Source organism: Chryseobacterium sp. ERMR1:04, from assembly GCF_001297705.1.
In the GTDB taxonomy this organism is placed as follows: Bacteria; Bacteroidota; Bacteroidia; order Flavobacteriales; family Weeksellaceae; genus Chryseobacterium.
This window is the reverse complement of sequence record NZ_LIRF01000003.1, coordinates 440,540-461,409: the sequence shown is the minus strand read 5'-3', so window position 1 is coordinate 461,409 and position 20,870 is coordinate 440,540. Positions and strand designations below refer to the sequence as shown.

Below are 20,870 nucleotides of genomic sequence, written 5' to 3'. Positions count from 1 at the left end.
GAACACAGAAGCTTTTAAAAATCTTTTGTGTTCATTTTGTGAACTTTAAAATCTTTACCTTCAAGATTGGTCTTTTGTGACTTTTGTGGTTAATTTTGTTCTTCAGTTTACATATCAAGTTGCCTTTGGAATTCCTCCAAATACCTTGCAATGTGAATTCCATCTGCTAAACTGTGTGTTATTTATCAACCACAAAAGAGGCAAAAGTTTTATCTATTTTTAGTTTAAAATAATGCTAAAAAAGAAGAACACAGAAGCTTTTAAAAATCTTTGATTTTTATTAGATATTAAGTTTGTCATTCCGGAGGAATCTAAGCAAAATTTTTAAAGATTATATTTTAATAGATGTGTTTAGATTCCTCCGGAATGACAAATGTGGTGTATTATTTTCTTACTTAATATATTTCAACTCAATTATCAAGCTGTCTTTGGAATTCCTCCAAATACCTTGCAATGTGAATTCCATCTGCTAAACTGTGTGTTATTTATCAACCACAAAAGGTACAAAAGCTTTATCTATTTTTTAGTTTAAAATAATGCTAAAAAAGAAGAACACAGAAGCTTTTAAAAATCTTTGATTTTTATTAGATATTAAGTTTGTCATTCTGGAGGAATCTAAGCAAATTTTTTAAAGATTCTATTTTAATAGATGTGTTTAGATTCCTCCGGAATGACAAATGTGGTGTATTATTTTCTTACTTAATATATTTCAACTCAATTATCAAGCTGTCTCTGGAATTCCTCCAAATACCTTGCAATGTGAATTCCATCTGCTAAACTGTGTATTATTTATCAACCACAAAAGAGGCAAAAGTTTTATCTATTTTTAGTTTAAAATAATGCTAAAAAAGAAGAACACAAAAGCTTTTAAAAATCTTTGATTTTCATTTTGTGAACTTTAAAATCTTTACCTTCAAGATTGGTCTTTTGTGACTTTTGTGGTTAATTTTTTTCTTCAGTTTACATATCCAATTGTCTTTGGAATTCCTCCAAATACCTTGCAATGTGAATTCCGTCTGCTAAACCATGATGCGCTTCAACAGAAACCGGTAAGAACTTTTTGCCATCACGAATACTGAATTTCCCGAAAGTGATTTTGGGTACAGATTCCGTTTTATCCAAAGGAGTGGGATGAAGCAACGCGCTGAAAGAATTCCACGGAATGGTAGAATGTCTGATTAAGTCTTTGCCCAATTCTCCGTTATTCATTCTGATTCCTGTTGTATTTTGTACTCCCTCAATTTCACTTTGTAACTCAGCATTGAAAACATCAAAATCTTTAGAAAAATGAATGAATGCAAAACCAAAAGTTCCATCTGCTCTTCCGATTGTTGTGCCTGCATGAATATTATCAAATTCCACCACTTTACCCTCAAGAATTCTTAATCTTAATTCATATACAGAATTTACAGCAACCATTGATTTGTGAAGGTATGAGGCAAAAAAAGAATGGCCCTCATCTTTAGATTTTTGAAATGCTTTTGTACAGTCTACTTCGGTTGTAAAACCAAAATATGGACTTGCCATTCTTGAGAAAAATTCGAAATGTTCTTTCCTGTTCCAGTTTTCTAAGTCTATGATCTTCATTATTGTCTTCATTTTTACTTGATGCAAATTTCAGGAAGTTTTCTGATTTTAAAAAATTGTAGGAACAGAAAATTGTATTATACGATTGCAGTTATTTGAGATTATCTGATTTGTAATCATAAAAAAGAGAGCATTGAGCTCTCCATTATTGATAATATATATTGGTCATCATATTTTTCGCTATAATCTGAAAAGCAGGACAGAAATATTCCTGAATACCCCAATGTTCTCAATTTCTCTGTCTCTTCCATTTACAGCTTGATTTTATTTGATTAAATCTAGCAAATTTATTGCTTTAAAAATGATCAAATCTTATTGTAAGGCTCAATTATCATTTCTTACAAGCTCAAAAAGGATTATTTTTTTTCTAAATTTCGGATTCTATCTATTTAAAAAGACCAATACCGCGTGAGGGATAGAAACGGAAATCCTTTTGTGAGGAACGAACAAAAGATTGCAGTGGATAGCCCGACCCAAAGGGGCACGCCCAAAATAAAAGGCCTCACAATTTTATTATCGTAAGGTCTTTCTAGAGATTGATGATTAGGAATAAAAAAACTGAAGTCATTACCTCATCATTTCAACGAGAGATCATTCTTACATGCCAAAAACCTTGGCCAAATGTGCAGGATAATTCTCTAAATCTTTAGCAATATCTCCATCTTTGAAAATATCAAAACAATTATAATCCGGAACAACCTCAACTCCGCAGAAACGGTAATTACTGGTAATGTGTAATAGATAATCCTGTGTACTTATTCCTTTAAATAACTGTTGACCAACATCATTGAAGCTTTCTGACGGAGCGTTCCAGGTACTGCAGACCATAAACTTTTTACCCTGCATTTTTCCACCTGTTCCATATTGTTTGGTAGGATCTTCTCTTGTTCTGCCATCGCCAGAAAGGAATTTGGCACTGTGTAAGCCACTATTGAAAACCTCATCTACATATTTTTTGTAAATCCAGGGAGCACCGAACCAATTGATGGGCGTTTGCAGGATGATAATATCTGCCTGTAGATGTTTTTCTACTTCTTCGTCTGCATCATAACCATTCTCAACTTTTGTTTCTAAAATTTCAAAACCTTTTGATGCAAGAAACTCTTTTGCTTTTTGGTTGAAAGCATCATTTAAAAGGCCTTCTGACCAATTAGGATATGTTAAATGGGTATTGATTAACAGTACTTTTTTTGTTTGATTCATTTTGATTTTATTTAAATATTTTTAATAACTACTCACAAATTGCCATTTGCATTGCATTCATTCTGCCTCCGTATACTTTTAGTTTTAAATATTCTGTTTCTAATTCCTGCAAGTCAGCATTGGTAAGTTGAATAGGTAATGCTCCCAAATTTTCATTTAAATGAGGGATGTTTCTTGTTCCCGGAATAGGAACAATAAAGGGTTTTTGAGCGAGCAACCAAGCTAAAGCTATTTGTGAAGCAGTTGCATTTTTCTTAGATGCAAAATCATTAAGCAAATTAACGATAGGCATATTCAATGCTAAGTTTTCAGGACTAAAACGGTCGAAAGTTTTGCGTAAATCCAGTTTTTCATCAAAATGACTTTGAGCATTTAATTTTCCGGTTAAATACCCCATTCCAACAGGTCCCCAAGGAACAAAACCAATTCCCAGTTCTTCACAAATAGCTAAAACTCCATTTTTTTCAACAGTTCTTTCCATAAAAGAATATTCGGTTTGAATAGCCGAAATAGGCTGAACGGCATGTGCTCTGCGAATGGTTGACACCTTAGCTTCTGACAAACCAAAATGCAACACTTTTCCTTCTTTAATCAAATCTTTTACTGCTCCGGCTACCTCTTCAATTGGCACATTCGGGTCAACTCTATGTTGATATAAAAGATCTATGCGATCGGTCTTTAAACGGATCAAAGATTCTTCAACTACTTTTTTAATATGCTCAGGACGGCTATTTAATCCGCCATTTTCGAGGTCAAAGCCAAATTTTGTAGCAATAGTAACTTTGTTTCTCATGGGCAATAAAGCTTCACCTACTAGTTTTTCGTTAGCGTGTAATCCATAAACTTCGGCTGTATCAAAAAAAGTTACTCCATTTTCATAAGCTGTACGAATCGTTTTTATGCCATCTTCAATTTTTACCCCTGCCCCATAATTTGCAGTAATGCTCATACAGCCTGCGCCTAAAGCTGAAACTTCTAACGTACCCAATTTTCTTTTAGTCATTGTATCCTCTTTTTTATCCTTATTATTTTCAAGTGGCTCATTTACTGATGCAGACAATATATTCGGAGCTAACATTAATCCAAGTCCTGCCATTGCTGTTTGCTGAATAAATTTCCGTCTTGAATTTTCATTATTACTGTTTTTCATTTTATCCTATTTTGTACTGAACAAATGTAGAAACGAATAAAATTTTTAACAGAGACAGATTACCAATAAAAAAGATACAAATTACTGATACAAAAAAAACGCCTCTTGTTGAAGGCGTTTATGATAAGTTTACTCTTTATTAATGCGTTGTAAACGATACTCTTTGGGACTTAATCCCACTTGTTTTTTAAAGAACTTCGAAAAGTAATTGGGATATTCAAAGCCTAATTCATATGCAACTTCAGTGGTATTCATTTCAGCGTTTTGTTCCAATAATTCTTTTGCTTTTCTAATGATGAAGTCATGAATATTTTCAAGTGCCGATTTTTGAGTATAATGTTTAATGATATCTCCTAAATAATTAGCCGTTAGTCCCAGCGCATCTGCAAAGTACTGAACATTGGGAAGCTGTTTTATGGGATGATTGTAATACTCTATCAAACGCTGCTGAAAATCGGTCACAATTCGGTTGTATTGTTTAGGATCCGTTGAAAACTGTCGCTTATAAAAAGCTTCTACCAATGAAATTAAAACATTTACATAAGACAATAAAACCCCGAAATGCTTTTTTTCGCTTTCATAATATTTAAACAACAATCTGAAAACAGCACTTATTTCATCTACTTCCTCTTCTGTTAAATACAGCGCTTCATGCTGTCCGTAATCTAAGTACGTTTTAAATAAAAATCTATTTTGATCAATGACTTTTTTAGAAAGTTGAAGATACATTCCCGTATAGGTAGGTTCAGCATCCCAACCCGGTGCTATGACCAGATCCGGACTGTTAAAAAAGACAGCGGTAATAGGCTCTGCGAACGGTGTTGCTTTACGTTTGAATTTAATCTTAATAGATATTCTGTAAAAATCTACCATCACAGGGTCAGATCCCAATATGATATTGGGCGGATCATAATATCCAACATCAATATCTTCATTCAAAGGTTCAGACATTCCCATGAATTTATTATATGAAGCAAAATCTTTAAAAACTTTCATTACGTAAATATATCAAATTGAACTGTCAAAAAGATTTAATTGGGTTTACTAATTCCTAAGTTTTCATTGATATACAAATTCGGATAATTAATCAATTTTGAAACAAAATCTGCAATGCTTTTTCTTGAAATGGCGGAACCAATTTCCGGAGAGCCTTTAATTGTGGTTTCGTAATCAACCTCATCTACATTGGTAAACCAATCGGGTCTGAGAATCGTATAGTTTAATCCTGAACTTTCAATAATATCTGCCAATTTTCTGTAAGGAACCAAAACGGGTCTCAACGGAACAGTGTAAATCCCAATAGAGCTGATCCCAATGATTCTCTTTACCTTCTCTTCCTGCATAGCTTGTACAATATTACCCGTCATTGTTTCCAAATCGCCATCAAGGTTAATATAAACAATGTCTTTTCCTTTTACGGCATTTTTAATATCATTGAAATTCAAGGCGTCTCCTTCTATAATTTCACAATTATCTGAAAGGTCTTTTGAAAGTCTGTTTTTATTTCTTACGAATAAGGTTAATTCTATATTTTCTAAAGGTTTCACCGCCTCAACAACGTATTTTGCGAGGCTTCCGGTAGCTCCTATGATAAGTACTTTTTTCATTTAAAATTTTATTTTCCTACTCTGTTTTGAAGATGTTGAGGATATCTCTCTCCTACAATGGTAATTTTTGAAGCTGTTTCTTCAATCTGATGTAAATCTTCCAGCGTTAATTCAACACGTGTTGCACCAATATTTTCCTGCAAACGGTGAACTTTAGTTGTTCCAGGAATTGGAGCGATGAAAGGTTTCTGAGCGAGCAGCCAAGCCAAAGCAATCTGTGCAGGAGTTGCTTCTTTCTCTTGCGCAATATTCTGAAGAAGATCTACCAATGCCTGATTGGCTTTTCTATTGTCTTCTGTAAAGCGTGGAACAATATTTCTGAAATCTGTCTTGTCAAACTGTGTATTTTCATTAATCGCTCCAGTCAGAAATCCTTTTCCCAATGGGCTGAATGGAACAAAACCAATTCCCAGTTCCTCTAAAGTGGGCAAAATTTCGACTTCGGGCTCTCTCCACCATAATGAATATTCGCTTTGTAAAGCTGTTACAGGTTGTACTGCATGCGCTCTTCGGATGCTTTCTACTCCGGCTTCCGACATTCCAAAATGTTTAACCTTTCCTTGTTGAATAAGTTCTTTTACTGTTCCAGCTACCTCTTCTATTGGAACGTTGGGATCTATTCTGTGTTGATAAAGCAGATCAATAACATCAGTTTTCAGTCTTTTTAATGAAGCTTCAACGAAAGCAGTAATGGTTTCCGGACGGCTGTCCATTCCCAGATCAGGTCTACCTTCTTTAAATCCGAATTTGGTAGCAATTACGACCTCTTTTCTAAAGGGCTCTAATGCTTCTCCTAATAATTCTTCATTCGTGTAAGGTCCATACGCTTCGGCGGTATCAAAAAATGTTACTCCAGCATCAAATGCTGTTTGTAATAATTTGATGGCTTCTGTTTTATCTGTTGCAGGACCATAGCCAAAGCTTAATCCCATGCATCCTAATCCTAATTCGGAAACTTCTAATCCTTGGTTTCCTAATGTTCTTGTTTTCATATTTTTTTTGATTTTTAATTAAAATATTGTGGCAACGGATTTTAATATAATCCATTTACCGTTACGTTTTTCAAGTTGCATGGTCTGTTGTAATCTCCATGTGTTTCGCGTTCCCCAAATTCGGGCATCCAAAAGATTTTGACCAACAAAAGTTGCTTTATCAGCAGTGATACTTACCGATGTTTTTACTTCTGTATAGGAATAGTATTTCATTTGTTCACTTTCTATTTCTGTAAACCAATCCTTTTTTGACTGTACATATCCTGTGATGTGCGTCAGGGTAAAGTCTACATCTACAATTTTATTAATGCCAGCTATATCTTTTTCGATCATCAACTCCGTGAGTGTTTGTGTCACCGTTAATATTTGTAATTGGTTATCTTCTATTTTTGCAGTTTCCATATTATTTTTTAATTGTAGATTCATAAAACTTATTCTTCAGAGATGCTTAATAGTTCTTTTGATAACCTCTCTCCCTGAATATGGATGGCAGAAAGTCTGTCTTCAATTTCTTGTAAATCTCCCGCTGAAAGTTCTAGATCTGCAGATTTAATATTATCTTCCAGGTATTCAATTTTATCCATTCCAGGAATTGGGACGATAAATGGCTTTTGGGCTAACAGCCAAGCCAAAGCAATCTGTACTGTTGAAACGCCCTTATTTTTAGCAATATCATTCAGCATTTCTACCAAAGGCATGTTGGCTTTCATTGCTTCCTGCGTGAACCTTGGAAATGTAGCTCTCAAATCTGTTGCCGGATCAAATTTGGTATCAGCAGATATCTTTCCTGTTAAAAATCCTGTCCCTAATGGTCCCCACGGAACAAATCCGATTCCCAGTTCTTCACAAACCGGAAGTACAGAAATCTCTGGTTCTCTTGTCCAGATAGAATATTGATTTTGTACCGCTGAAACAGACTGAACTTCGTGTGCTTTTCTGATGGTTTCGGTACCTGCTTCTGATAGTCCGAAATATTTCACCTTACCTTCGTTAATCAGCTCTTTTACGGTTCCTGCTACCTCTTCAATCGGAACGTTGGGATCAACTCTATGTTGATATAATAGATCGATATAATCTGTCTTTAATCTTTTCAATGATTCCTCTACAACTTTTCGAATGTGTTCAGGACGACTGTTTAATCCTCCTTCTTCAGAGATCATTCCAAATTTTGTAGCGATAATAATATCTTTACGAATGGGTTCTAACGCTTTTCCTACCAATTCTTCATTGGTAAAAGGTCCATACGCTTCGGCGGTATCAAAGAAAGTAATTCCTTTTTCAAATGCTGAACGGATTACTTTAATCCCTTCATTGATATCGGCTGCTTTCCCGGTTCCGAAACTTAAATTCATACACCCCATTCCGATGGCTGAAACTTCAAGTCCGTTATTGCCTAATTTTCTGTATTTCATATTTTGATTTTTAGTAGGTTTAAATAAACTTTGTTTAAATTTTTATTTTGCAGGTTGGTCAATCGCAAAGGCGCAATGAAAGTTTAAATATTGTTATTAAGGCGCAAGGATTTTATCTGCGATAAAATTGATTGTGTAATATATATATATCCGTTTACTTTGTCATTCTGGAAGAGTCTAAATACATTTATTAAAATACTATCTTGCTAAACTTTGTCGAGATTCTTCCAGAATGACAAACTTTATGGAAATTAAAAGATTACCAATCGAAAATCTTTGATTTTCTTGCGCCTTGAAACATTGTAAAGGTTAAAATCTTTGCGCCTTTGCGATTTCCCACAAAAAAAATCTTGATCATAAATCATCTATTCCTTTTCTCTCTTTGCAAATTTCAGAAGATAAAACAACGATGACTTTATACAGATTACTGTATTTGTTACCAAAATTACTGATTGAGGTTTTCGGATGATTATCAGTGTCTTATAATATGTAAATTTGTATCATCAAAACGAAGAGAATGGAAAAGATCGCAAAAATTGACAGCGTAGATGTCTATAATAAATTAAGAGGAGTAGAAACGCTTAATCCTTTGATTAGTATTATTGATATGTCTAAGGCAACAGCAATGCCCGCCCAAACGTTGAACTTTGGAGTCTATGCAATTTTCCTGAAAGAATTAAAATGTGGAGAATTGAAATATGGCCGTGATTACTACGATTATCAGGAAGGAACTTTAGTTTTCATTTCTCCCGGGCAGGTCATTGGAGTACAGCCCAAAGTAACTCAATTTGAACCAAAAGGCTGGGCTTTGATCTTCCATTCCGATTTGATAAAAGGTACATTATTAGGAAAGCATATTCAGGATTATTCGTTCTTTTCTTATGAATCTAATGAGGCTCTCCACCTTTCAGAAAAAGAAAGACAGATTGTGATGGATTGTTTTGAGAAAATTCAGGATGAGCTGGCGCAAAACATTGATAAACACAGCAAAACGTTAATCGCTTCCAATTTAGAACTTTTTCTTAATTATTGCACCCGATTCTATGACCGTCAATTTATTACAAGAGATAACATCAACAAAGGAATCGTAGAACGTTTTGAAACGCTTTTAAATGAATATTTCTCTTCCGATAAACCACAAACAATCGGCTTACCTTCTGTGGCTTGGTGCGCAGAAGAACTCAATCTATCGGCTAATTATTTTGGAGACCTTATTAAAAAAGAAACAGGCATTTCGCCTCAGGAATATATCCAGACAAAAGTTATTGATGTAGCGAAAGATAAAATTTTTGACATTGACCAGTCGATTAGCCAGATTGCTTATCATTTAGGGTTTAAATATCCTCAGCATTTTACACGCCTTTTTAAACAGAAAGTAGGGATGTCTCCTATTGAATACAGGAATTTGAATTGATTAACTTCTTAGAGAATGACAAAGTGAACGGATCACAGTCAATTTTATCTGCGATAAAATCCTTGCGCCTTACCAACAGTATTTTTTTATAAAACTTTGCGCCTTTGCAAAAAACCAACAATTCAAAATACAAGTATAAATCAAGATATATTTAACAAAATCGTAATTCATTATTCAATAAATTCTTGTTGGAAAAGACTACTTTTCTGCAAAATTTTATTGATCAATTATGGAAATTTCTGGTGCTTTCTTAGCGGTAATTTTAGAAGCCATACTCTCCTTTTTTTTAATTAAAAGAGATAATTCCAAGAAGAATATTTTTTTAATTCTTTATATTGTAACCATCACATTAGATTTCCTTTGCGAATACTTTATTTTTAGTTTTGGGAATAAAAGCACTTTTCTGATAGACCAATATCCGTCAAGCTTCAGACTTCTAAAAGGTCCGCTTTTGTTTTTAGCGGGCAGATATTTACTTCAACACACCAATACTTGGAAACAGTATCTCCATTTTGTCCTTTTTTTCGTAGTCTTTATCTGTAATATTATTGTTCTTTTTATAGGCTCGGAATCTCAGAGTTTTCATCAGTTTTATTTATGGATCTTTAAACTGTATCCGTTGTACTGGGCGGGTTACCTGATTGCGACTTTGATTGCACAGATTAGGCATAGAGATCGTGAAAATGCATTTCAAAAACTGTTTATCAAGTTTATAGGTTTCGTTCTTTCTTTAGTGATCTTATATGCTATTTGTCATTATGCAAAACTTCTAGATAAAGAACTATTGAGAACCATTTACACCCTCTCCTTTTTTATTCAGTTTGCTTTTTTGATCAGATTAAATCAAATAGAAAGACAACCTCTCCATATTCAGAAAAAAAATGAAAACATGGTTGTTGTTGAAGCTCTTGATATCATAATCGATGCTAAAAAAAATACAAAGTACAAAACGTCTGTCCTGAGTAAAGACTATATCACAAATACCAATAACCGATTGATCGAGCTTTTAAAAAACAAAAAAATATACACGAAAGAAGATTTAAACTTGGAAGATATTTCGAACATGATCCATATTTCTAAGAATCATCTGTCTCAATGTATTTCTGAAGGTCTTGAAACCACTTTCTACGATCTTATCAATAAATACCGAATCGAAGAATTTATTGAACAAATCAATCAAAAACCTGATCTCCAAATCAGTGAATTGTATTACCAATGCGGATTCAGATCGAAGGCTACTTTTTATAAATATTTCAAACAGGAAACTGGAGTAAATCCTAATGATTACCGAAAAAAAATACTTGAAGAAAAACTAATAACCCCACAGATTTAGTATTGAACAGTAATCTGTTAACAAATAATTAAAACAAGCCAAAACACTGTTTATCAATTAATTAAAAGTTCAATTCATGGAAATAAGTTCATCTCAATCTAAATGAACTTTTAAAAATGAAAGTCGGAATAGTTTTGCAGCAAATCAAACTGTACCTGTAAAAATGAAAAAACTAACATCGACTTTGGCTGTTGCCCTTTTCTTTGCTTCCATACAATCTTATGCCCAGATTCAGGTAAGCGGAAAAGTGGAAGATTCACAAGGAAGACTTCCTCAGGCGAAAGTTCTAACGAATGACAACAAAACTTTTGTTCTCACAGACAATCAAGGGAATTTTAACATTACCGTTCCTGAAGGATATACGTCTATTATCGTAACCTATGAAGGATATGCTGATAAAACGATTGTTATTGAAGCTTCTGCAAATCCGAAAATAGCTGATGTAGGAGTTATTGTCTTAGAAAACAGAGAAAAAGTAAAGAGTATTGAAGGCGTTACCATTACTTCTGCTTATAAACCTTCCCAAGCCAGAGCCTTAAATATTAAAAAGAATTCTGAAAATATTTCTGATGTGCTCGCGTCAGATGCAATTGGAAAATTACCGGATCGAAATGCCGCAGAAGCGATCCAAAGATTACCCGCCGTAACCATCGAAAGAGATATGGGCGAAGGTAGATTTGCTGCCGTACGAGGAACACCTATTCAATGGAGCTCATCTACGCTTAACGGAAACAGAATGCCCAGCGCCAGTGGAGATAATGCTAACAGAGGATTGCAAATGGATATTTTCCCTTCAGAATTAATCCAGTATGTAAAATTATCTAAGACCTTAACTCCCGACATGGATGGAGATGCCATCGGAGGAACTATTGATTTTATTACCAAAACGGCAGTAAATAAAGAAACCTTTTCGGTAAATCTAGCAGGAGGTTATGTTAATCAATCTCAATCGCCGAGCTATAATGCATCGGTAGTCTATGGAAATAAGATCACCGATAAATTAAAATTCATCACGTCTGCGGTGATATGGAATCGAGATACCGGAATTGATAATTTCCAGATGGTATATGATTTCAACAATAAAGACAAGACAAAATCTTTTGCAATCAATCAACTACAATTAAGAGATTATATTGCGCAAAGAAGAACCTTAGGGTTCAATGGCGCGCTGGATTATCAGATCAATAAAAACAATAAGCTTTATTTCAAAGGATTATACAGTCAGTACCTTGATCAGCAGACGGTAAGAGAATCTTATTTTAATTTTAATACAAAAAATGTTCAGCTACAGGCCAGACATGCAGATTACATTACAGATCTCTACTCTTTTGATGTTGGAGGTGAACACAAATTATCGGATAAATTAAAACTGGATTGGTCTTTAGTGAATTCAAAATCAAGCTTTGAATTTAATTCCCCTAAAAATGTAAGCAAAGATGAAAGAGGCTATCCTATTGTCCTTTTCAGGCAGGATATGACCTATGGAAATCTTTCAAGTGACGGACTGAAATATCTAGCAATGGATTCTCCCGACGGTGTCGGAGATGCTTCTGATGTTGTCTTACCCCATAATCTTAATAATTTAGATGCTTCTAAACTGTATTTATATCAAAACATTATCAGCCGAAATAAAAACAGCGAAAGAGATTACAGAGCGCAATTCAACTTTAATTATAAATTGAATGATAATATCAATTTAAAAGCGGGAGGAAAGCTCATTAATAAAGATAAAACTTTCACGTCAAGTGTGTATGCATGGATGCCTTCCAAACTATTGGGAATTCCGGGAGCTGCGCCTTTGGTATATCTCAATCAGCTACAGACCGTGGATTTTCCGTACAACGGTGGATTTCTTAATCCTTTAGGGAATCCTTAATCCTTTAGGGAATCCTTACAATAATGTGTTGATCAATCAAATCACCAACGGTCAGATCGATCAAATGTACAACCCTGATTTCATGGCCAATCATACGATGACTAATGTGCAGGGAGCAAATACAGCAAGTAATCTGGCTTCCTCTTATTCAGGAAAGGAAAATGTGTATTCTGCTTATTTGATGGGAAATTTCAGACTTACTGAAAAATTTACGGTGATTGGAGGTTTCAGAAATGAATATAACGTTACCAATTTCAAAGGAAACCGTGTGGTACAGCAAGGAAATACGGCAACAGCAGAACCTGTACAAAAGGAAAACAAGTACAACGCTTTCTTACCTATGGTGAATATGAAGTATAATCTGGATGATAATACAATTTTCAGAGCTTCTTATACCCGATCATTTGCAAGACCGGATTTTAGCGATCTCAATCCCGGGTTACAGATCAACGATGCACTTCAAACAATTACAGAAGGAAACGCAGGTTTAAAGCCGACTTACGCTAATAGTTTTGATTTGATGTTTGAAAAGTATTTTTCTAATTTAGGAATTATCTCTGTCGGAAGTTTCTATAAAAGATTGAGCAATATCATTTATCAGGATCAAACAACGGAACAGCGAAACGGACTTACCTATCTTAAAATTTCGCCCAGTAATTTAGAAGGAGGCTGGTTGTTTGGGCTGGAAGCTAATTTCAGTAAACGTTTTACAGAATTGCCGGGCATATTGCAACATTTCGGATTGGAAGGGAACTATACTTTTGTAGATTCAAAAACAGAAATTCCCGTATATCAGAACGGAATCGTATTAGAGAAAATTGAGACTACTCTACCTAAACAGGCCAAACATATTTTCAACGTAAGTATTTTTTATGAAACAGATAAATTCATGATACGACTTGCCGGAAATTATAAAGGAAAATACCTGAATGCCATCCGTTCTTTGGCAGGGCCAGAACATTATCAGTGGTTTGATAAAAACTTTACCCTCGATACTACAGCTTCATATGCTCTTTCAAAAAAAGTAAGATTGTTTGTAGAACTTAATAATCTTTTAAACGAACCCAACAGGTTTTATCACGGAGAACAGGCAAGAACAGAAAGTGTTTCCTATACAGGCTTCCGTGGACAAATGGGAGTTTCATTCAACTTTTAATTTAAATATTTCAACATGAAAAAAATAATACTATCCACCTTCGGATTGCTATCAGCTATGGCTATAGGCCAACATAAAAAAGAATTCAGCGCTTATCCGAAAGACTTAAAGATCAATCAGATTCAGGTCTTGGGAACCCACAACAGCTATGCGAAACCTGTAGATCCGAAAGTGATTAAACTAGCAACAGGCATCATGGAAAAGTTCAAGAATTCTTTTTTTGACAACATGTCGCCATCCGAAAAAGAAAAATTTCAGGAATATCACCCGAACGGATTAGATTTCTCCGAAGCCCTGAACTACAATCACCCCGATTTTAATGAACAACTGAATGCAGGCTTAAGAAATCTCGAAATAGATGTGTATTACGATCCTACAGGAAACAGATTCAACAAACCCGCAGCGTATGAAATGTTGAAAAAACAAGGCGTAACAGACCTTGCTCCTTTTTCTACGGAAGATCTGGATAAACCAGGTTTTAAAGTAATGCATATTGCAGATATTGATTTCAGAACCCACTACACGACTTTAAAGAAGGCACTTCAGGCTTTAAAAGATTGGTCTGATAAAAACCCTGATCACATTCCGATCTTCATTCAAATTGAAGCTAAAGATTCAGGAATGCCAATTTTACCCAATTCCGCAGAAGTCTTGAAATTTGATAAAAAAGCATTTGATGATCTGGATCAGGAAGTACTTGCTGTCTTGGGAAGAGAAAAGATCATTACGCCTGATGATGTTAAAGGAAAATATAAAACGTTAAACGAAGCTGTTCTTCATAACAATTGGCCAACAGTGAATGATGCAAAAGGAAAGTTTGTATTTATCCTCTTGCCGTCCAGCGCAGGAATCAGCAATAATGAATCTCCTTACCTGGCAGAACATCCAAGTCTTAAAGGAAGAATGATGTTTATAGAATCTACCCCCGGAAAAGATTATTCCGCTTTTATATTGTATGATAATGCGATTGTAAGACAGAATGAAATTCAGAAGTCGGTAAAAGAAGGATATTTGGTAAGAACCCGATCGGATATAGAAACGTACGAAGCAAAGGTGAACGACAGAACAAGGGAAAAAGCAGCCTTTAGTAGCGGAGCTCAAATTGTTTCCACCGATTTCTTCAAAAAAGGAAATACGTACGGAACAGATTATTTTGTAACACTTCCCGGAGGTGAAACGGCAAGATGTAATCCTGCGAATTCTCCCAAAAACTGTAAGAAAAAATAGGTTGAAAATGGTATTCAAAAGTCCTGAACGTAATTGTTTGGGACTTTTAATGTTTCAATTAAAATAGAACTCTGAACCTCTCAATTCCTCACCAAAAAAAACATTGACTTTTTTAACGCAAAGATTTATTTTTAATTCTCCTTATTTAAGGGAGCAAAGAAAGGAATCAATATAATTGATTCTTAAGAAGCAGCCTTCATCAGCGACTTTGTCGCATTTCTTTGCTTCCTAAAAATGACACATTTTCATATTAAAACTTTGCGTTTAAAAATGAATTTTAATGCTTATTCTACATTCCAGAAGAAATCAAATCCTTGCACCTTTACGAAAAGCCAACTATGAAAAATTAAACCAACTGAAATTTATAATCCGTCGGGCTTATACTGGTTTGTTTTTTAAAGTAATTCGTTAAATGGCTTTCATCTGTAAATCCGAATTCATACGCAATTTGCTTCATCGTCATTTGTCCGGATTCTATTCTTCTTTCAATTAATTTCAGCTTATAATCGGTAACGTATTTTCGGTAGGAAACATCAAAATTTCGTTTAAAATAAGCCCCAAAATAGGTATTGGAGATATTAAAATGATCTGAAATAATGCCTATTCTAATCTTTTCAGGATGGTAAATATTTTGATGAATATAGGAGATTAAATCATCTTTTCTCAGTGCAGCATGATCTAGATTCACTTTTAAGAATTTAGCGGAAGCTTCACGAATTAATCCAAACAAAGACAAAACCTGAAAAAAGATAATGGGTGAATCCGAAACTTTACAAAAACTATTGTATTCGATAATATTTTCAACCGTCTTTCTTAAGATCGTTTTGCAAGGCTCATCAAAGATCAGTTTTTCTTCCTTCAGCAAAGGGTTTCGCATAATGTCCGTTGGCGACGCCGTCGTCAGATTATCGGGAGAAAGATGCTTATTGCTTTCAAAATAACTGTCGTTGAACTTGATAAAGCAAAACCTGGTTGATTTCTTGACATCAAAGTAGTGTTCATCATCGGGAGAGATCAAATATAGGTCTCCCGCTTTGTAAGGAATCACAATTTGGTTGATATGATGATTTCCGCAGCCTTTGAAAATATAGATCATTTCATAATACGTATGGCTGTGTTTGGGAAATGGAAAGACAGAAGTTTCAAAAGTATCTATTTCTAAAGGTTCAAACTGTTTTCGTTTCATCTCTTAAAATTACAACATGTTAAACGATTTCTACAAGCTAAAATTGATTTTTTTTGCCAAAATTTGTATAAGACTTTATAGAGATCTTAAAATAGTACTTTTAAGATTAATTTCTTTTAATCATTAGATAAAAAATAGATGGAATACAGAAAATTAGGAAACAGCGATTTAGAAGTTTCAGCAATCACTTTTGGAGCTTGGGCTGCCGGAGGTTGGATGTGGGGAAGCACAGACAGAAACGAAGCCATTGAGGCCATCAAAGCATCGTATGAAGTTGGAGTAACTTCCATTGATACAGCGCCTATTTATGGGCAGGGAGTGAGTGAAGAAATTGTTGGGGAAGCCATCAAAGGGTTTTCAAGAGATAAAGTTCAGATCTTAACCAAATTTGGAATGCGTTGGGATCTTGCAAAAGGTGATTTTGCGATGAACAGCTTTAAAAATAACGGAGACGCAATCGATGTTTACAAATATGCAGGAAAAGAAAGCATCATCTATGAATGTGAGCAGAGTTTAAAGAGATTGGGAACAGATTATATTGATCTGTATCAAATTCACTGGCCGGATTCTACCACGCCTATTGATGAAACTTTTGAAGCCGTTTCAAAGTTGATCGAACAAGGAAAAGTACTTCATGCAGGAGTTTGTAACTACAACGCTGCACAAATGGCAGAAGCCGAAAAAACGTTGAATTTAGTTTCAAATCAAATTCCGTTCAGCATGGTAAACCGAGGTATTGAAGCAGAAACCGTTCCTTATTGTATTAAAAATAACAAATCTATTTTGGCATACAGTCCATTAGAAAGAGGATTATTGACAGGGAAAATTCATTCGGATTATAAATTTAAAGAAGGAGACCATAGAGCCAATCTGGCGCATTTCAAACCTGAATTTATTGAGAAAACCAATGTTCTTTTAGCTAAAATAAAACCGATTGCAGAAGCGCATCATGCAAGTTTAGGTCAGTTAGTTTTACGTTGGACCATCGAAAGACCAGGAATTACGATTGCATTGGCCGGAGCTAGAAATGCAGAGCAGGCGGTTCAAAATGCGGAAGCAATCAACATCAAATTAAGCACAGAAGAATTGAAAACCATCGATGATCTGGTGAATGCTTTTTAACCATTGATTTTAAATAATAAAAATATATTGCAAAGGCACAAACAAATCGTTGTATAAAGCCTTTGTAATGTATTTAATACAAACAATACATTATAATGAAATATATTACCCTTAACGACGGACTTACCTTACCCTCCATAGGTTTTGGAACCTATAAAGCAACCGAGGAAGAAGGTATTGCATCTGTAAAATTAGCCTTACAAAAAGGATACAGATTGCTGGATACCGCAGCCAGATATGAAAACGAATCAGCGGTAGGAAAAGGAATTAAAGAAAGTGGAATTCCGCGTGAAGAGATTTTTGTAACCACCAAAGTTTGGCGAGACAATCTAGGCTATGAAAACACTAAAAAAGCATTTGAAGAATCACTTCAAAAATTAGATTTGGACTATATTGATCTGTATCTGATCCATTGGCCCGCAAACGAAAAGAATTTTGACAACTGGCAGGAAGTAAATGCGGAAACCTGGCGTGCGATGGAAGAACTTCAGGCAGAAGGAAAAATTAAATCCATCGGGGTAAGCAATTTTTGGCAGGAGCATTTGGAGGCTTTAGCAAAGACAGCCAACGTTACGCCATCTATCAATCAGATAGAATTTCACCCGGGATATTGGCAGCCTGAGGTTACCCAATTTTCTCAAGACAAAGGAATTGTTGTCGAAGCTTGGTCTCCATTGGCAAGAGGGAAAGTTTTTGATAATGAATTACTAAAATCTATTGCCGAAAAACACAATAAATCGGTTTCTCAAATCTGTTTGAGATGGTGTATTGAACATGATACGATTACCATCCCGAAATCTACTACCCCCGAAAGAATTGAAGATAATATCAATATCTTTGATTTTGAATTAAGCCTTGAAGAAATCAAACAGATCAATGAAATTCCGGAAATGGGTTTCAGTGGAGAATTACCCAATAACTGGCCGGATATTGTTTAATTAAAATTAAAAAAACAAACAAAATGAGTATCGAAAAAATAGGATTTATAGGATTGGGAAACATGGGATTTCCGATGGCTAAAAATTTAGAAAAAGCAGGATTTCCATTATCCGTTTACAATAGAACGATTGAAAAAGCGGAGGATTTCAAAGAAAAATCTACCGTTTTTACTACCGTAACAGAACTGGTTAAAAACAGTGATGTTATTTTCACGATGTTGACCAATGATGATGCTGTGAAAGCAGTCTATGAAGAAGTTTTGACCCTGGATATTCAAGGAAAACTATTCATCGATATGAGTACGATTTCTCCTGAAACCAGCAAGAAATTAGCCGCCGCAGTTATCATCAAAGAAGCTTCATTTATAGACGCGCCTGTTGCCGGAAGTACAAAACCTGCAGCTGACGGAACACTGATCATTATGGTAGGAGGCAATGAAAAAGATCTCCAACGTGCAGAACCTTATTTTCAGAAATTAGGAAAAGAGATCAAGCATCTCGGTGAAAACGGAAAAGGAATTGCGGCGAAACTGTCTATTAATTATTTCATCTCCACAATTTATCAGGGGCTGGCAGAAACTATTTTACTGTCAGACAAATTAGGAATTGAACGTAAAGATATGCTCGATATCATCAATGAAAGTGCTAGCGGAAGCGGTGCTACCAAAATAAAAACCCCATTGTTGATCAATGATACTTATGCGCCTGCATTTGCTTTAGATTTGATGTTAAAAGACATTCTCTTAGCAAAAGATGCCGGAGCAGATTTTCCTTTATCTAAAACGTTGATAGAAACTTACCAATCTGCTCATGATGCAGGTTTCGGAAAAGATGATGTGATAGGAATCATCAATTATTTGAAACAATAAATTAGAAAAAATTTAAAGACGATATCTTTTTTTTACAGTTATTATTAGCGAGAGAAATCATTATTTTTCTGTAGGAATCTGGATGTAGTTATCACAAAGGCTTCGACTCCGCTCTGCCTGACAGTGGATAATATTTGGAATAGTATTAGCAATGTCAGGAGCGGAGTCGAAGCCTTCTTAATGAACAATACAAAGAAAATTCAATTGTTTAAATCATCGGTTTTGCCGATGATTTGTATCGAAAAAAAACGTTTTCAAGATTGGTTATTTATCAGGAAATTTGCAATATGAAGATCGTACCACTAAAAGAAGGAAATTTTTCGGCGAGTAAAACCAAAGACTTTACTCTTTTAACAGAAGAAAACAGGGATGCTGTTAAAGGAATAAAAATGTCTATTCAACCTTTTCTTATTATTACGGAAAATGACTGTATTCTTTTAGATACCGGTATCGGATGGGAGAATGAAGCGGGGAAAAACGTTATTTCTGAAATTTTTGATCGGGAAAACATTACCCCTGATCAGATCACTAAAATTTTGCTTTCGCATCTTCATAAAGATCATATTGACGGCATTATAAAAAATACGGAAAGCGGTGATGAGGCTAGCTATCCCAATGCAGAAATTTACATTCAAAAGCGCGAGCTTGATTTTGCAATGGAAAATAAAGGCAATCCTTCTTTTGATTTTGATATCCTGGAAAAACTGATTCAATTGCCCAATATTGTTTGGATGAACGATGATCAAGGGCAAATAACGGATGAAATTTCTTTTGAAGTTGTTGGTGGTCATACTCCGTTTATGCAGGTTTTTTGGATCAAAGAAAACGGGGAAACGGCCTTTTATGGAGCAGATGATCTTCCACAGGAATCTTATCTTAAATACCATGTTGCTTATAAAAGTGATTTTGACGGAAGAAAAGCAATGGAATTGAGACAGAAATGGGAAAAAGAAGCCATAGAAAACCATTGGAAAGTTTTGCTTTACCACGATTTAGATAAAGCCATTGTAGAATTTTAAACTAAAAAAATGGTTTAAATATCATTAAACCATTTATAAATATCAAGAGTTGACGGGATATTCAACTTTTTTCTTATTCTGTTTTTTCTGTTCTGAATTGCCTTTGGGGTTACATACGTATACGTAGCAATTTCTTTGGTTGTAAGGTTTAGTTTTAAATAAATACAAAAAATAAGTTCTGAATTTTTAAGATTGGACTGTATCACAGATATTTTGTCGAAAAAATCAGGGTAAGCCAATCTGAATTTATTCAGCAAACGGGGTGAGTTTTCTTTAGCGAGTGCAATAATTTCATCTTGGGCTAAAAATTTTTGGTTTAAATCTTCTAAATTCAATTCAGGTTTTTCGTTTTTCATAATAATTTTCTCATCTCTACGGTACTTTCTGTTGCTGCTATTTTTATTTTAATGGTCAGCGTCAGCGTTGGGTTCTTCATTTTCTACTATTCTTTCCGGTGTTTATTTTACTTATGACAGTAATTAGAAACAATAAATTAGATGCTGAAGTTTTATTAACAATGTTTCTTTTAGAATCCTACTCTATTTATAAAATAAAGTTGTTTTTCTTTTTCTTGACTTAATTTTCTCTATTTTTGCATTTGTGATTAAAATTATTCTAACAATGTGACTGCGGTACTATTTTGTAGTAGGCAAAGAAAGAAAAATGATTAAAATTTTCTTAAATTAAAATACCACATACATACCACGTAATTGTTTAGAAGGTCTATTTTAACTCTTTTTCATCAAGTTTTATGAAAACAATTTCATTTTAATTATCTA

19 protein-coding genes are annotated in these 20,870 nt (G+C 34.6%); 9 read left to right on the top strand and 10 right to left on the bottom strand.

Going from position 1 to position 20,870, the window contains the following annotated elements; genetic code table 11:
• Positions 1-960: 960 nt before the first annotated feature.
• From AMQ68_RS02230 to AMQ68_RS02195, 8 genes are all read right to left on the bottom strand, one after another.
• Positions 961-1,599 (bottom strand): chloramphenicol acetyltransferase, encoded by a 639-nt coding sequence (locus AMQ68_RS02230; RefSeq protein ID WP_241775030.1) that lies wholly within the window; start codon positions 1,597-1,599, stop codon positions 961-963.
• A gap of 585 nt (positions 1,600-2,184) precedes the next feature.
• Entirely contained in the window at positions 2,185-2,790 is a 606-nt protein-coding gene (locus tag AMQ68_RS02225; protein WP_054508997.1) for an NAD(P)H-dependent oxidoreductase, read from the bottom strand.
• Between the two features lie 28 nt (positions 2,791-2,818).
• Positions 2,819-3,940, bottom strand: coding sequence for an aldo/keto reductase (locus AMQ68_RS02220; RefSeq protein WP_241775029.1), 1,122 nt, complete (start codon positions 3,938-3,940; stop codon positions 2,819-2,821).
• Between the two features lie 129 nt (positions 3,941-4,069).
• Positions 4,070-4,936, bottom strand: a complete 867-nt coding sequence (locus tag AMQ68_RS02215; RefSeq protein ID WP_054508996.1) for a helix-turn-helix domain-containing protein — start codon at positions 4,934-4,936, stop codon at positions 4,070-4,072.
• A 35-nt stretch (positions 4,937-4,971) separates the two neighbouring features.
• Entirely contained in the window at positions 4,972-5,547 is a 576-nt protein-coding gene (locus tag AMQ68_RS02210; RefSeq protein WP_054508995.1) for an NAD(P)H-binding protein, read from the bottom strand.
• Positions 5,548-5,555: 8 nt separating this feature from the next.
• On the bottom strand, positions 5,556-6,539 hold the full coding sequence (locus AMQ68_RS02205; RefSeq protein WP_054508994.1) for an aldo/keto reductase: 984 nt from the start codon (positions 6,537-6,539) through the stop codon (positions 5,556-5,558).
• Positions 6,540-6,557: 18 nt separating this feature from the next.
• The gene (locus AMQ68_RS02200) at positions 6,558-6,965 is read right to left on the bottom strand and encodes a nuclear transport factor 2 family protein (protein ID WP_241775028.1); all 408 of its coding nucleotides are present in this window, start codon (positions 6,963-6,965) and stop codon (positions 6,558-6,560) included.
• A 5-nt stretch (positions 6,966-6,970) separates the two neighbouring features.
• On the bottom strand, positions 6,971-7,951 hold the full coding sequence (locus AMQ68_RS02195) for an aldo/keto reductase (RefSeq protein ID WP_054508992.1): 981 nt from the start codon (positions 7,949-7,951) through the stop codon (positions 6,971-6,973).
• A gap of 517 nt (positions 7,952-8,468) precedes the next feature.
• Between AMQ68_RS02195 and AMQ68_RS02190 the strand changes: the two genes are divergently transcribed.
• The 5 genes from AMQ68_RS02190 (at position 8,469) to AMQ68_RS02175 (ending at position 14,957) form a co-directional block, all read left to right on the top strand.
• Positions 8,469-9,365: an AraC family transcriptional regulator gene (locus AMQ68_RS02190; RefSeq protein WP_054508991.1), complete on the top strand. Its 897-nt coding sequence runs from the start codon at positions 8,469-8,471 to the stop codon at positions 9,363-9,365.
• A 229-nt stretch (positions 9,366-9,594) separates the two neighbouring features.
• Complete coding sequence (locus AMQ68_RS02185; RefSeq protein ID WP_054508990.1) at positions 9,595-10,698, top strand: helix-turn-helix domain-containing protein; 1,104 nt, start codon at positions 9,595-9,597, stop codon at positions 10,696-10,698.
• A gap of 163 nt (positions 10,699-10,861) precedes the next feature.
• Positions 10,862-12,574, top strand: a complete 1,713-nt coding sequence (locus AMQ68_RS25470) for a carboxypeptidase-like regulatory domain-containing protein (protein ID WP_241775027.1) — start codon at positions 10,862-10,864, stop codon at positions 12,572-12,574.
• Positions 12,575-12,602: 28 nt separating this feature from the next.
• Positions 12,603-13,730, top strand: coding sequence for a TonB-dependent receptor (locus AMQ68_RS25465; protein ID WP_241775026.1), 1,128 nt, complete (start codon positions 12,603-12,605; stop codon positions 13,728-13,730).
• Between the two features lie 15 nt (positions 13,731-13,745).
• The gene (locus tag AMQ68_RS02175) at positions 13,746-14,957 is read left to right on the top strand and encodes a Ca2+-dependent phosphoinositide-specific phospholipase C (RefSeq protein ID WP_054508989.1); all 1,212 of its coding nucleotides are present in this window, start codon (positions 13,746-13,748) and stop codon (positions 14,955-14,957) included.
• Positions 14,958-15,303: 346 nt separating this feature from the next.
• Here AMQ68_RS02175 and AMQ68_RS02170 read toward each other — a convergent pair whose 3' ends face one another.
• On the bottom strand, positions 15,304-16,143 hold the full coding sequence (locus tag AMQ68_RS02170; RefSeq protein WP_054508988.1) for an AraC family transcriptional regulator: 840 nt from the start codon (positions 16,141-16,143) through the stop codon (positions 15,304-15,306).
• 138 nt (positions 16,144-16,281) lie between these two features.
• Between AMQ68_RS02170 and AMQ68_RS02165 the strand changes: the two genes are divergently transcribed.
• The 4 genes from AMQ68_RS02165 to AMQ68_RS02150 all read left to right on the top strand — a co-directional run bounded on the left by AMQ68_RS02165 (position 16,282) and on the right by AMQ68_RS02150 (position 20,091).
• Positions 16,282-17,265 carry an aldo/keto reductase gene (locus AMQ68_RS02165; protein WP_054508987.1) on the top strand — a complete coding sequence of 328 codons (984 nt, stop codon included), beginning with the start codon at positions 16,282-16,284 and terminating at the stop codon, positions 17,263-17,265.
• 95 nt (positions 17,266-17,360) lie between these two features.
• Positions 17,361-18,203, top strand: a complete 843-nt coding sequence (locus AMQ68_RS02160) for an aldo/keto reductase (protein WP_054508986.1) — start codon at positions 17,361-17,363, stop codon at positions 18,201-18,203.
• Positions 18,185-19,072 (top strand): NAD(P)-dependent oxidoreductase, encoded by an 888-nt coding sequence (locus AMQ68_RS02155; protein ID WP_369678616.1) that lies wholly within the window; start codon positions 18,185-18,187, stop codon positions 19,070-19,072. Before AMQ68_RS02160 ends, AMQ68_RS02155 begins: the two co-directional genes overlap by 19 nt.
• Positions 19,073-19,359: 287 nt before the next feature.
• Entirely contained in the window at positions 19,360-20,091 is a 732-nt protein-coding gene (locus tag AMQ68_RS02150; RefSeq protein ID WP_054508984.1) for an MBL fold metallo-hydrolase, read from the top strand.
• A gap of 14 nt (positions 20,092-20,105) precedes the next feature.
• Here AMQ68_RS02150 and AMQ68_RS02145 read toward each other — a convergent pair whose 3' ends face one another.
• Positions 20,106-20,447 (bottom strand): hypothetical protein, encoded by a 342-nt coding sequence (locus AMQ68_RS02145; RefSeq protein ID WP_054508983.1) that lies wholly within the window; start codon positions 20,445-20,447, stop codon positions 20,106-20,108.
• Positions 20,448-20,870 lie beyond the last annotated feature (423 nt).